We start from the raw sequence: 13,070 nt of genomic DNA on the forward strand, positions 1-13,070 counted from the left end.
TACTATTACTGCAAATAGGTTATTACCATGCCGCAAACACTGTTGCCGAACATTATCGAATTTTTGTCGCAGATTTATCCATTTAATTTATTGCCGCCAGCCTTGCAGCGGCAAATTGGAGAGTCGGTAACCATTAGTTATTTGGCGCGAGGCGAGCAAATTCGTTTCGGTTCCGATAAATCAGAGTGTTTCCTATACATTATTCGCACCGGGGTAATGGAGCAGCGTAAACCTGATGGGGTGTTACGCTCAAAACTCGGCGAAGAAGACTTATTTGGTTTTACTTTTTTAGAGCCACTAAAAGACGCGCTTGATGGCTATAGTGCAACAGCAATTGAAAACACCTTGCTGTACATGGTGCCGCATACCGAGTTAACCCAACTGCTTGAGCAACACCCAGAATACGCCGACAGCTTTGCTTCTAAAGCGCGAGTACGCCTGCAGTCGGCGTTAAACGTGGTGTGGTCTGACAATGAGAAAGGCTTATTCTTTAAAAAGGTGTCGGAAGTTGCTAGCGGAACGGTTGCAGTGGTCACTGCTGATATGTCGATACAAGCGGTGGCGAACGAAATGCGAGTGCAGTGCCGCTCGTCTACTGCGGTAATTAAAAAAGACGGTGTTATATGCGGCTTAATCTCAGACCGTGATATGACCAAACGGGTGATTGCCGAAGGCTACGACATCACTCGCCCGATTAGTGACGTAATGACCTCGCCAGCGGTCACCACTAAACCGAACGATCTTATTCTTACCGCCGCCTCACTGATGATGGAACACAACATTCGCAGCTTACCAGTGGTGGAGAACAATCAGGTATTGGGCTTGCTCACCACTTCACATTTAGTGCAAAAGCACCGCGTGCAGGCGATCTTCCTGATTGAAAAAATTAAGTACACCGAAACTGTAGAAGGCTTGGCAAAACTTACTTCAGAGCGCCAAGCGATATTTGAAGCACTGGTCGAAGGCAAGGTGAGAGTAGAGGTAATAGGCCGAGTTATGGCCATGATAATGGATGCCTATAATCGCCGACTGATTCAAATGGCCGAAGCCAAACTAGGCGATCCACCTTGTGCATATACTTGGGTAGTAGCGGGCTCTCACGCTCGTAACGAAGTACACATGTTGTCTGATCAAGACAGTGCTATTATTTTGCCAGAGAACGTTAGTAAGTCTGACCGGATGTACTTTACCCATTTAGCTATGTACGTGTGTAATGCCATGGACGCCTGTGGTTACCCCTTATGTACCGGCAAGTTTATGGCGGCGACACCAAAGTGGTGTCAGCCGATTAATGTATGGAAAGAGTATTACCGTAAATGGGTGTCTAACCCTGAATACAGCATGTTGTTAAATGCCACGGTGTTTATGGAAGTTCGCAGTATTTATGGCGATGCCAGTTTGTCTGAGCAGCTTCAGCAGCATTTGTACGCTCTGCTTAATAACAATAAAACCTTCTTAAACTCACTGGTCACAGATTCTGTATCGGTACAACCACCCCTAGGTATTTTTAACAACCTAGTGTTGGAGAAGGGCGGCGAACACAGTGAAATGCTCGATATTAAAAAGTACGCCTTATTGCTTATTGTCGACTTAGGCCGCATTTACGGTTTAGCGGTTAATAGTGACGATACCGGCACCGAGCAACGCTTCACCAGTGCTGCAAAGAAAAAAATACTCAGTGAAGATGCTCTAAAAGACGTACTAGGCGCTTATCGGTTTATTACACAACTTAGATTCCGCCATCAACTTAAAGCATTAAAAGAAGGTTCTGCGCCAGATAACTATATTGCCCCTAAAAGTTTTGGTAACTTTGAACGAGAGCACTTAAAAGACGCATTTCGTATCATTAATAACCTACAAGATGCTGCTAAGCTGCGTTTTAGCGAAAAATAGGGTAAGCAATGTTCACACGTTTTAAACCGCTGGCGAAGCTAGGCCGCGCCCGCGAAAAGGTGATAGCTAGTGGTGGTTTACCTAAAAAGTTTAATCGGCTGTTAGAAGCCACGCTTCCCAGTGAAGGCTCCAATATTAAAGACCTCGAGTTTCTCGCCTTCGATCTTGAAACCACCGGCTTGCACCCAGAAAACGATCATATTCTTAGCATTGGCTACACCGTGATGAAGAATTTGAGCATAGACCTAAACAGCGCCTCGCATTGTTACATCAACAGTGGCAACAAAGTTAAAGCAGAAACCGCGGTTATTAATCAGATTGTGCCAGAAATGCTCGCGCAAGGGATTAGCCTAGACCAAGCTATGGATCAGCTTTTTGAAGCGATGCAGGGCCGAGTATTACTGGTGCATGGCTGCTGTGTAGAGCAGCAATTTATTGATTATTACCTAAAGCAGCGATACCAGTTGAATACCTTGCCTTTGGTTTGGGTAGATACCCTAAGCTTAGAGAAATCTTTAATAGCCAATGCCAATCATCAAAAAACTGGGGATTTTCGATTGTCGGCTATTCGTAAACGTTATGGCTTGCCTGAATATCATGGTCATAACGCACTGATGGATGCCGTAGCCACTGGCGAGCTATTTCTCGCCCAAACTAAGCGCATTTTTGCAAAATCTCCGCAAGTGATTGGGTCACTGATTAAAAAATAAAGGCAGCTATTTTCCGTTGCTTTAATAGCGACTTCTTAGTTACCTGGTATCCACCAAAGCTCGCATTCCTTTATTGTGGGTGATTTATCAATTTATTTCTTAGGCTACTAAAGCACGATAGTTTAAGCGGTTAGACAAACAGGAGTAAACGTTGGATCACAAAAAATTTAGAAGTTTAGTCAAAGATCTATACAAAACGGTGGCAGAACTAGAAAACATGTTTTCGGGTAGACATTTTACTCCTGATGGCCATATGGTAGGAAGCTTAGGTGAGTGCCTAGTTGCTGACGCATATGGTCTTGAATTGCTTACCGCATCGAATAAAGGGTTTGATGCTATGAGTCCATTAGGCGTCAAAGTAGAAATCAAAGCTACGCAGTCTACTCGTGTGGCATTTCGTAGTTGTCCTGAGCATGCGATAGTGATTAAGATATTGCCTGACGGTACATTCGAAGAGTTTTACAATGGAAAAGGTTCACGAGTATGGGAACAATTTTCCGGCAAACCAATACCGAGTAATGGCCAATATCAAATAGCTTTATCAAAGCTAGCAAAGCTAAATGAACAAGTAGAAGAGAGCGAAAAACTTGAGAAATTCGCTTAATCAGTTGCTCAAAAGTGATTCGTGAACCCAGGCCGACTTTGCTTCATTACGGCGCTCATTTTAGTCTCAGCATAGCGAGGCGTTATGTTTACTTTAGAAAGGGCATTAATTGAAAGTTAAAACGATAATTTCTTATCTTGAAGAGCTTGAGTGTCACTCGAGTGCTCAAATGTTTCGCGGTCACGGAAACTTGGAATGGGCGCTGATTCCATCGATTGCTAGGCTGAAACCTAAAGAGTTACCAGTTAGGCACTACGATGGTTGGAAAGGTATAGAAAAACAATTGCTTATAGAGTTTAAAAAGTATGCTTTAAGGCACATTGACAGAGAGCCTACGTCGCAAATGGAATGGATGATCCAAGCACAACATCATGGTGTACCTACTAGATTGTTAGATTGGTCAACAAACCCTCTTAAGGCTCTTTATTTTGCTATTGAAAACACTGAGCATGATGATAAAAATGGAAAACTTTATGTTTTTACACCTCAATCATGGGCACCGAATCCTGATATTGTTGATGTAGAATGCCAAAAAAGCGTTAAAGCTTTTCATCCCATTGTAATCAATGACCGAATTTTAGCCCAAGAAGGTTGTTTTACTTTGTTTCCGCAACAGGATAATCATAATAGTTTTGAAGCTCTTGAAGAAGGTTTTTCGCGTCAAGAAGATGTATTGAATATGGCTAGTATTATTATTCCAAAAGAGGCTAAGCCTGTTTTAAGAACGCAATTAAGAAAACTTGGCGTTACAGATATGACTATGTTCCCTGATTTAGACGGAATAGCTAAGAAAATTCGCCGCGATTTTGGCATCCTGTAAATATGCCACGCTAATGAGATAGGAAAAGTAGTTTGTTATTTTCGTTTCTCGATTTCTTGCCCATTTGGGGAGAGTATGATTAGCCAATTTAAAGGTTATATGCCCATGTCCCCAGTATCAGAAACTTCAGTTTGTAAGAGAAAATTGTTACAAGGAAGGTAATAATGAATAGACCTAAGAAGAAACGACCTTTTCTAACGAGAATTGTTTGTGCTACTTGCTCAATAACGTTTCTCAGTGCTGCTTTTTATTTGGTTGTCTTTGGTTTTGAAGTCGCTGCAGTACTGTTAGTGACAAGTGCGTTTGGTGGATTAGCAACTACCAGTGTTGTATACAGTGAAGGTTTACTAGATTTTTTAATAACTCTCGTCGAGGTATTTATCGAGGGGCTTAGTGCGTTATTCGAAGGAATAACCAACATTTTTAGCTTTTGATTCTGCGCCTACATTTTCTATCTAAATGGGTACGATATTTTTTGATAGTTTGTATCTTAAAAGCAAGTGAACGATTTTGTATTGAAGGGTTTTGGTTCGAATTTCTAACAAGGTAAACCTTTAGTATGCATAATGATCCAATCATTAATTGACAACTTCCTGCTCATGGTTGAGGATTAAACGATGAATACTGACCTTACGCAACAGGCGCTACGAATTATCATCATTCCTTAGGAATGGTGGGATTGTTAATGCGCTGTTGATGTGTAAAACCCACCCAAAGAGGTGGGTTTTTTGTATCTGCCTCATGGGGATTATTACTACAAGGAGTTCACATGAAGAAAATAGCTGTTTTTGGTAAGCCGGGCAGTGGTAAATCCACCTTAAGCAAAGCATTAGCCTCTGCGGTAGACATTCCTTTATATCAACTCGATTCGCTGGTGTTTAAGGCAAATGGCGAAAGGGTAGCGCGTGAGATATATGACCAAACACATCAGGGCATCTTATCTCGCGAGCAGTGGATCATCGACGGCTTTGGTCCGCTAGCTTGCTTCAATCAGCGTTTAGCAGCGGCAGACACCTTAATTTACATCGACCTGCCTTATCCAACCAGTTATTGGCTTGCGACTAAACGAATGCTTAAAGGCTTGTTGGTAAAGCCTGAGGGTTGGCCAGATGGTAGTTCGGTGCTAAAAGGCACGCTGCAGAGCTATAAAATGCTCAAGCTAAGTCCAACATTCTGGAATGATGATTTTGTAAAAAGCTTAACGGATCAGTCGCAAGGTAAAGAGTTGCATCATATTAAAAGTGTTGCTGAGCTAAATGGTTTTGTTAGGTGTGTGACTAAGTAGTGGCGTATACACTGGCAAATGGCGGCTTACTTTAAGCGAGAGCCTAGCAAACTCGTGTTGTTCCGCTCTTTAGAAAAAGCAAAAAGAAAAGCTAAGCGGGTTACGCTTAGCTTTTTATCTACTAGAAGAGACCCAGCTTTGGCGTTTTTACCAAGGCCTAGAACCAAAAAGGCAGTGTTTAGGCCAACACCCTAAACACTGCAAAAGAAGGAATGGTCAGTTCCTATATACTACAGGTCTTACTATGATTCTGATTCTACTGCTGGTTGGCTAGTCGGGGGTGTTTTGTTACTGGTGTTCGCTTTAATCAGTAGCACACCAACACAAAGGATAATGGCTCCACACAAGATAAACACTAAACGGTCACCCATGCTGTTTGGCAATACCACTAACAACATTACAAAGGCACCTGCCGCAGCGATTAACTTACCTAACATGCTACGTTGTTTGTTATCTAGCACTTCTTGTTCTGCTGACTCGTTCACTAGTGGTGTATGCAAGTTGTTAAAGAACTTGTCTACATCTTTAGAACGCTCTTCGCTCAAGCCTTTGTAGAACAACTGAGACATTACAAAGAAACCACCGGTGAGAACAATGTGGCCAATTAGAGCAATGGCTACTTTAAGGTCTTTCCACTCACGGTTGGTTAAGTCTTGGTCTAGGTTGAAGATATCTTGGATATGCTCTGGACCAATCACAAAACCTACTACGTAAGATACACAAGCACCTACTAGTAGTGTTCCCCAGCCAGCCCAATCTGGTGTCTTCTTAATGAAGAAGCCAAGGAAGGCAGGAATTGTCATTGGGAAGCCAAGCATGGCACCGGCAAACATCATTGCGTCGAACAGGCTTAAGCCTTTGAGCGAGTTAATGAATAGGGCGAATAAGATAATTAGTACACCAAACACTGTAGAGGTGATTTTTGAAACGGCGACTAACTCTTTTTCTGATGCGTCGGGGCGTAGTACTGGTTCGTAGAAGTTTTTAACAAAAATACCAGAGTTACGGTTAAGGCCTGAATCCATTGAACTCATTGTTGCGGCAAACATTGCAGCGATAAGCAAACCTACCATACCTGCAGGCATGTATAGCTCAACAAAGGCTAGGTATGCTGCGTCGGCAGCTTTGCTGCCCATTTCTGGGTGCATGGCGGCTAGATCTACGCCTTGGCCTGCTAAGAACCACGGTGGAATAAACCAAATCACCGGGCCTAAGGTCATTAAACAACAGGCTAACAACGCCGCTTTTTTAGCATTTTTTGAATCTTTAGCCGCTAGGTAACGGTAAGAGTTAAGCATGTTATTGGTAATGCTGAACTGTTTAACAAAGATGAAGAATGCCCAAATGGTTAAGATGCTTACGTAGTTAAGGTTGTCACCAATAACGAAGTCACGTGGGAAGTCATCTAGAATGTTACCTACACCGCCAGAGTGAATAATGGCAACAATACAACAGGTTACTGTTACGGCCATAATCACCACCATCTGCATAAAGTCAGATGCGATTACCGCCCAAGAGCCACCCGTTACAGACATAATAAGTACGACTAAACCGGTTAGTACAATGGTCCAGGTCATGTCGAAGCCAAAAATACCAGAGGCAATAATGGCCAAACCATTTAGCCAAATACCGGCAGATACCACACTGTTTGGCATACCAGACCAAGTAAATACTTGCTCGTTATATTTACCAAAACGCATGCGGATTGCTTGAATTACCGTTACAACACGAAGTTGACGGAATTTAGGCGCGAAGTAGGCGTAGTTCATAAAGTAACCAAAGGCATTGGCTACGAAGATAATGGCAACGGCTAGGCCGTCGGTGTAGGCTTTACCTGCGGCACCGGTAAATGTCCAAGCACTAAATTGTGTCATGAAGGCGGTTGCACCTACCATCCACCACAACATCTTGCCGCCCCCGCGGAAATAGTCACTGGTATTATTGGTAAATGTGCGGAACATCCAACCGATTGCGATTAGAAAACAAAAATAAATGAGTACGATAAGGACGTTTAAATCCATGTCTGTAATTCCTCTTCCATAGTAGATAACCTTACCTTAACAAGCACTATGGCATTATTGTATGACATAAAGGGCTAAGTGAGATTATGATCTCACTTTTATATCTTGTCAGATTGAAAACGTTATCTAGATCCCATCAAAATAGTCTCAAGCTTCTTATTTAATTTTTAGTTATCGGTGACTCTCTCGCACAAACAGCATTTAGCTATTACGTTTAGGGGGAAGTGAAAACAACATTAATTGTAATACATATGTGATGGTTTTTTAAGCGATACTGTCGGGAATAGGCAACACATTTAGTCATTTTTGGCAGTGACTGTATTGAAAAAAGTACAGTAATATCAAAATCCTATGTGCAGTTAGCTAGTGTAAATGTTGAAATCTGTTAACGTAGACACACTTTAGTTGAGCGGTATTGAATATGCTGCACTAAATTAATATGTATGGTTGATTTCATAGGATAGCAAAAGGACACCTATGGCTAACGAATTTGCAATGATTGAAGGCGCATCGCGCAGCTTACACTTACAGGTAGCAAGGGAAATAGCTAAAAGCATTTTGTCTGGCGCGCTTCCTCAAGACAGTATTATTCCTTCAGAGATGGAATTGTGTGAGCAGTTTGGCGTAAGCAGAACCGCGTTGCGTGAAGCAATTAAACACCTCAGCTCTAAAGGCTTGTTAGAATCGCGCCCCAAAATTGGCACCCGAGTGAAAACTAGGGACCATTGGAATATGCTGGATTCTCAGTTGTTAAGTTGGATGGCAGGGATAGGCGAAACCCAAGACCTGCTAACCGAGTTTTTAGCACTACGACGTGCCATTGAGCCAGAGGCCGCAGCGCTAGCGGCAAAGAACGCTTCGGCTGAACAACGGGTATTGTTGTCTGAATGCTTTCAGCACATGGTAGCCATTGCTAATGGCGATGAAGATGCCTCTGGTTGGGTACAGGCTGATTTGCAGTTCCACCGTTTGGTTTACTTAGCAACCGCGAATAATTTCTATATTCCATTTGCTAACGTGCTGCAGGTAATGTTTGTGGGTTTCTTCAAACACTCTTCAAAAGAAGGGGGCACATGTATGGCCGAGCACACTGCTATTTATCAAGCCATTATGGCAGGTGACTCTGAAAAAGCCCGAGCAGCTAATTTAGAGCTCTTAAATAACAGTAAGCACCGCCTTCCAGAGGAAGATGTGGCTTAAAACGGTTACTAATGAAAAAAAGCCTCGCGTCGCGAGGCTTTTTTATTTCGTTTAGTTAGCTTACACCTTATATGCCATACAATTGGTAGTGTATTACCTCATTATATTTTGTCTTAAAAAATCACCAAATCCTCATTCTTTCCCGATTTTGCACAAAAACAGCCTGCCAACTTATTTCGTCCATTGGTTAAATTGACGGCTTACTCTGTAAATTCAGTGATACTTACACTAAATCACTATTACTCGTTCAATTCGCTGATTTTATTGAATTTATGTAATTGAAGTTAATTAACCAGGCGTAGTGAGCTACCTCAAGTTTTTGGCAGAGAATTAGCTCGGTGGTCAGAAATGTGACCCCAGTAAAGGTGGTATTGTATGATTTATTGTTAAGGTTTATTTAACATTTCTAAGCAGTAGTGAATAGGAAATTACCGCAATGTGGTATAGCGGCTAGCCTGTTAGCGCATGGATGTGTAAGCGATGCCAACGACGAGAGCGAGGGCACGAAATGGACAGCCTGTATTGGGCGCATATACATAGGACATATAATAATGAAACTGACGCGAAATCGCATCACTGCTGGGCTAGGTGCCTTAGTATTGTTGCAATCTCCTGTATTGCTAGCAGAAACAATTTCTCTTACTAACCCCGGATTTGAAAGTAGCAGCCAATTTGATGGCTGGACAGATACCGATCCTTCTTCTTTGTCTGGTGTTGCTCAAACCGGCAGTAAATCAGTAAAAATTAATGGCAGTGGTGGAAGTGTAGAGCAAACGCTTAACATTGCGGCTAATACTTCCTATACGCTAGCGGCTTTTGTTAAAGGCTCTGGTACTATTGGTTTGCGTTTTGGTTCGCAAGAATATACTAAAAAAATTAGCACTAGCAGTGATTGGACGGAAGTGAGCGTAACCGCCAGTGCTGGCTCTGCTAACCAAGTGACGGTATTCGCAGAATACAACGGCGCTGAAGGCCGTTTTGATGATTTCTCTTTGAGCAGCAGTTCTGAACCTAGCACTGTTACTCCGCCAGTCAGTGCTGGTTCATGTTCTTCGCCAGCTAACCTGACTATTGCGTCTGCCAGTGATAATGGCAGTAATGATGGTCATGGCCCAGAAAACGCTATAGACGGCAACCTAAGCACTGAGTCTCGTTGGTCATCTCAAGGTATTGGCAAACAGATAGTGTTTGATTTACAAGCTAACGCCAATGTGACGAGTTTAGATGTGGTGTTTTTAAAAGGCGACCAGCGTTCGAGTTACTTCGATGTGGCTACCTCTAGTGATAACAGTAATTGGACACCGGTATTAACTGGTGCTATGTCGAGTGGTATTGAAAGCGGTTATGAAAGTTTTGATATTAGCGACAGTGACGCTCGTTATGTAAGAGTTACTGGGCAAGGGAATTCTGCCAATAACTGGAATAGCATTATTGAAGCGAAAGTATTTGGCTGTATTGATGGAAGTGCTCCCGTTGACCCTGTCGATCCGGTTGACCCAGTAGATCCTGCACCGGTTGATCCTAACCTTAATCCGTCTTTACCTCCATCGGGTAACTTTGATTTGTTAGATTGGACCTTAAGTGTGCCAGTAGATGATAACGGTGACGGTAAAGCCGATACGATTAAGGAGCAAGCCTTATCAAGCGGTTACCAAAGCAGCGAGTTTTTCTATACAGCGACAGACGGAGGCATGGTATTTAAAGCGCCGATTAGTGGTGCTAAAACATCTTCGAGCACCTCTTACACACGCTCTGAATTACGCGAAATGTTGCGTCGTGGCGATACCAGCCATAGCACGAAAGGGGTTGGCAAAAACAATTGGGTATTCTCAAGCGCTCCTTCGTCGGCTCAAAATGCAGCGGGTGGGGTAAACGGCGTTTTAGACGCCACCTTGGCAGTAAACCATGTAACAACCAGCGGTGATAGCGGTCAAGTAGGCCGAGTAATTATTGGTCAGATCCATGCAAATGATGACGAACCAGTGCGTATTTACTACCGTAAGCTAAAAGACAATGCACGTGGTTCAATCTACATAGCTCACGAGCCACGTAGTGGCAGTGAACAATACTACGAGATGATTGGTAGTCGAGATAATAGTGCCGATGATCCTGCAGACGGCATTAAATTGAATGAGCGTTTTTCATATCAGATTAAAGTGGTTGCTAATACCTTAACAGTAACTATTAGTCGTCCTGGTAAGAGTGATGTTGTTCAAGTGGTTGATATGAGTAATAGCGGTTACGATATCTCTAGCCAATATATGTATTTTAAAGCTGGGGTTTATAATCAAAATAAAAGTGGCAACGATTCAGACTATGTTCAAGCAACTTTTTATTCTTTGAATAATACCCACAATGGTTATTCTTACTAAGTTAACCGTTGAATAAATAAAAGCGGCAGCCTATGGCTGTCGCTTTCTATTTTAATGCGATGCATATATACGACGACTGTATGATACATTCTTTGGTCGAGTTAATTCGTTTACCTTGATGTAGCTATCTACCGAAGAGTACTGCTTGATAGACGGCGCTTTGTTCATGTTGCGCTGCATGTCCTCAGTTTTTTCCCACATGCTAATGGTAGAGTAATGCTTATTACAGCAAGGGCCGCTGGCCATACTGAGGCTAGAATAAAACATTCCCATAAATAAACTTAATGCGATTAGTATTTTATTCATTGTTCTTTCCTCTTATTGATTACACTTAAATAGAACGTTTGTTTTTGTGTTTATGTTCACGTTTATTTTAGTTATTTTGTTTTTGCTGCTTCTGAATCTTCAATGTTCTATTTAAATCATTTACTTAGCACCTTTACTTGTTTAATTCGTTTTTAGTCTTTTAGATGCATTGAGCAAGTCACTGTTGGGTGATTTGCTAGGTAACTTACCTTGCCCCTCCGGTTTGTAACTCTGTTACTCGCGTCGTAAGCGTTAACTTAGCGTCATTCCATAGCAGCAAGTGGCTGCACAAACAGAATAGGGGTAGGCAATGAATCACTTTTTTAATTTAAATGGAAAGGTAGCGGTAATTACTGGCGGTACGTCTGGCATTGGTGCTGCCACTGCTGAGCGCTTAGCTAATGCAGGCGCTACTGTTGTAGTTGCGGGTCGTAAAAATGCTCAAGAGTTTGCCGAGCGCTTAGGCGGAAGTTTTGTTAAAACCGACGTCTCTGATGAAACGTCAGTTAAAAACCTAATGGCAGTCGCCCATGACCTCTATGGAAAAATCGATATTTTGGTTAACTGTGCTGGTGTAAATCGTGGTTACAACACGCTATTGGAGTCTGAGCAAGAAGATTTCGACTTCAACTTTAAGGTTAATACCATGGGGGTAGTGTTTGGAATTAAACATGCGACTCCTTATATGCCAACAGGCGGTAGCATTGTGAATGTCGCCTCAGCCGCAGGTATGCAAGGGGTGCCATATTTAGCTCCCTATGTTAGCTCTAAGTGGGCAGTGTTGGGTATAACTAGAACTGCCGCCTTAGAGCTTGGTGTGCAAAACATTCGGGTTAATGCCATTTGTCCTACCTCCGTTGATACGCCAATGGCGCGTGCCGAAGGCGGAGAGCCGCAACTGCGTATGGAGCAAAAAGCTGTGCCGCTTGGCCGAATCGCAGAACCAGAAGAAGTTGCCGCTATCATTCATTTTTTATCTGCGCCTGATTGCGCCTTTGTTAATGGCCAAACTATTGGTGTAGACGGTGGTTTTACTGCAGGTATGAGCATTAATGCTTATAACTGCTTAGCCGAGAGTTAAGTTTACATAAACCGATAAGTATCTGGTGAGTGGTAATCACTGCCTGTTGCCACTTTGGTGCTTATTCATGGCTTTATTAGCCACCGGTAATACGCGGTATTACCGGTTTTTTTAGCTTCTAAAAACGCTTTGTTAGTCGCATTCTTTGGGGCTGGCGTCGATAAAAGTGGCTTTGGCCGCCAATATGCGAGTGACAGTGGTAATGCTGCACAATGCTGCAAAGGTAAACGCCAAAACGGTAAAGTACTGCGGAAATAAACAAAACAATACAAAGGTGGCAATAGTTTCGGTTCCCTCAGTTAACCCTCCCAGATAGTACAACGACTTATGCGGGTACACGGTATTATCTATGTCGCGTTTAGCGGCCATAATGGCAAAGGTTAAAAAGCTAGACCCGGTGCCCATAAATGTCCAAATAAGCACATTGGCGGCGATGGCATTTTGCTCTGGCGCAGCGAGGGCGAATCCCAGTACAATCCCGGAGTAGAAAATAAAGTCACAGACAATATCTAAATATCCGCCAAAATCGCTACAGCCTTGTCGTCTTGCCAATGCGCCGTCTAAGCCATCAAAGATCCGATTGAGGATTATCAGTAACAGAGCTATTTGATATTGTTGAAAGGCTAAAAATGGAATGGCACTTAAGCCAATAGAAAAGCCGATAATGGTGACTTGATTAGCACTAAGGCCTGCTTTGTCGAGGATTTGTGCGCTTAAATCTAATGGCGTCTTTATGATTTTTATGGCGTAGCGGTCTAACATTGTTGTCCTATTTACT

The 13,070-nt window shown here is 42.7% G+C and carries 11 protein-coding genes; 8 read left to right on the forward strand and 3 right to left on the reverse strand.

Translation table 11 applies throughout. From position 1 onward, the window contains the following. The first annotated feature begins 27 nt into the window (after nt 1-27). The 5 genes from Q4592_RS00790 (at nt 28) to Q4592_RS00810 (ending at nt 5,312) form a co-directional block, all read left to right on the forward strand. Nucleotides 28-1,893, forward strand: coding sequence for a putative nucleotidyltransferase substrate binding domain-containing protein (locus Q4592_RS00790; RefSeq protein WP_303508559.1), 1,866 nt, complete (start codon nt 28-30; stop codon nt 1,891-1,893). 8 nt (nt 1,894-1,901) lie between these two features. Then, complete coding sequence (locus Q4592_RS00795; RefSeq protein ID WP_303508560.1) at nt 1,902-2,603, forward strand: 3'-5' exonuclease; 702 nt, start codon at nt 1,902-1,904, stop codon at nt 2,601-2,603. 151 nt (nt 2,604-2,754) lie between these two features. Next, complete coding sequence (locus tag Q4592_RS00800; RefSeq protein ID WP_303508561.1) at nt 2,755-3,207, forward strand: hypothetical protein; 453 nt, start codon at nt 2,755-2,757, stop codon at nt 3,205-3,207. 109 nt (nt 3,208-3,316) lie between these two features. Continuing rightward, nucleotides 3,317-4,027 carry an FRG domain-containing protein gene (locus tag Q4592_RS00805; protein WP_303508562.1) on the forward strand — a complete coding sequence of 237 codons (711 nt, stop codon included), beginning with the start codon at nt 3,317-3,319 and terminating at the stop codon, nt 4,025-4,027. Nucleotides 4,028-4,796: 769 nt separating this feature from the next. Beyond that, complete coding sequence (locus Q4592_RS00810) at nt 4,797-5,312, forward strand: shikimate kinase (protein WP_303508563.1); 516 nt, start codon at nt 4,797-4,799, stop codon at nt 5,310-5,312. A gap of 242 nt (nt 5,313-5,554) precedes the next feature. On the opposite strand, the gene Q4592_RS00815 is transcribed toward Q4592_RS00810, so the two are convergent. Beyond that, nucleotides 5,555-7,333, reverse strand: coding sequence for a sodium:solute symporter family protein (locus Q4592_RS00815; RefSeq protein ID WP_137672972.1), 1,779 nt, complete (start codon nt 7,331-7,333; stop codon nt 5,555-5,557). 477 nt (nt 7,334-7,810) lie between these two features. Here Q4592_RS00815 and Q4592_RS00820 point away from each other — a divergent pair, with 477 nt between their 5' ends. Beyond that, the gene (locus tag Q4592_RS00820) at nt 7,811-8,533 is read left to right on the forward strand and encodes a FadR/GntR family transcriptional regulator (RefSeq protein WP_303508565.1); all 723 of its coding nucleotides are present in this window, start codon (nt 7,811-7,813) and stop codon (nt 8,531-8,533) included. Between the two features lie 551 nt (nt 8,534-9,084). Continuing rightward, nucleotides 9,085-10,905, forward strand: coding sequence for a polysaccharide lyase family 7 protein (locus tag Q4592_RS00825; RefSeq protein WP_303508566.1), 1,821 nt, complete (start codon nt 9,085-9,087; stop codon nt 10,903-10,905). Nucleotides 10,906-10,956: 51 nt separating this feature from the next. Here the strand turns inward: Q4592_RS00825 and Q4592_RS00830 are convergent, their stop codons facing one another. Further along, nucleotides 10,957-11,211 carry a hypothetical protein gene (locus tag Q4592_RS00830; protein ID WP_303508567.1) on the reverse strand — a complete coding sequence of 85 codons (255 nt, stop codon included), beginning with the start codon at nt 11,209-11,211 and terminating at the stop codon, nt 10,957-10,959. 310 nt (nt 11,212-11,521) lie between these two features. Here Q4592_RS00830 and Q4592_RS00835 point away from each other — a divergent pair, with 310 nt between their 5' ends. Then, nucleotides 11,522-12,292: an SDR family NAD(P)-dependent oxidoreductase gene (locus Q4592_RS00835; protein WP_303508569.1), complete on the forward strand. Its 771-nt coding sequence runs from the start codon at nt 11,522-11,524 to the stop codon at nt 12,290-12,292. Between the two features lie 132 nt (nt 12,293-12,424). On the opposite strand, the gene Q4592_RS00840 is transcribed toward Q4592_RS00835, so the two are convergent. Then, nucleotides 12,425-13,054, reverse strand: a complete 630-nt coding sequence (locus tag Q4592_RS00840) for a CDP-alcohol phosphatidyltransferase family protein (protein WP_303508570.1) — start codon at nt 13,052-13,054, stop codon at nt 12,425-12,427. Between the last annotated feature and the right edge of the window lie 16 nt (nt 13,055-13,070).

It is taken from the genome of Agarivorans sp. 1_MG-2023, from assembly GCF_030548385.1.
In the GTDB taxonomy this organism is placed as follows: domain Bacteria; phylum Pseudomonadota; class Gammaproteobacteria; order Enterobacterales; family Celerinatantimonadaceae; genus Agarivorans.

Excerpts from the sequence above, each read along its gene's own strand:
- Q4592_RS00790 (WP_303508559.1), top strand. The coding sequence starts at position 28 with ATGCCGCAAACACTGTTGCCGAACATTATCGAATTTTTGTCGCAGATT.
- Q4592_RS00795 (WP_303508560.1), top strand. The coding sequence starts at position 1,902 with ATGTTCACACGTTTTAAACCGCTGGCGAAGCTAGGCCGCGCCCGCGAA.
- Q4592_RS00810 (WP_303508563.1), top strand. The coding sequence starts at position 4,797 with ATGAAGAAAATAGCTGTTTTTGGTAAGCCGGGCAGTGGTAAATCCACC.
- Q4592_RS00815 (WP_137672972.1), bottom strand. The coding sequence starts at position 7,333 with ATGGATTTAAACGTCCTTATCGTACTCATTTATTTTTGTTTTCTAATC.
- Q4592_RS00820 (WP_303508565.1), top strand. The coding sequence starts at position 7,811 with ATGGCTAACGAATTTGCAATGATTGAAGGCGCATCGCGCAGCTTACAC.
- Q4592_RS00825 (WP_303508566.1), top strand. The coding sequence starts at position 9,085 with ATGAAACTGACGCGAAATCGCATCACTGCTGGGCTAGGTGCCTTAGTA.
- Q4592_RS00830 (WP_303508567.1), bottom strand. The coding sequence starts at position 11,211 with ATGAATAAAATACTAATCGCATTAAGTTTATTTATGGGAATGTTTTAT.
- Q4592_RS00835 (WP_303508569.1), top strand. The coding sequence starts at position 11,522 with ATGAATCACTTTTTTAATTTAAATGGAAAGGTAGCGGTAATTACTGGC.
- Q4592_RS00840 (WP_303508570.1), bottom strand. The coding sequence starts at position 13,054 with ATGTTAGACCGCTACGCCATAAAAATCATAAAGACGCCATTAGATTTA.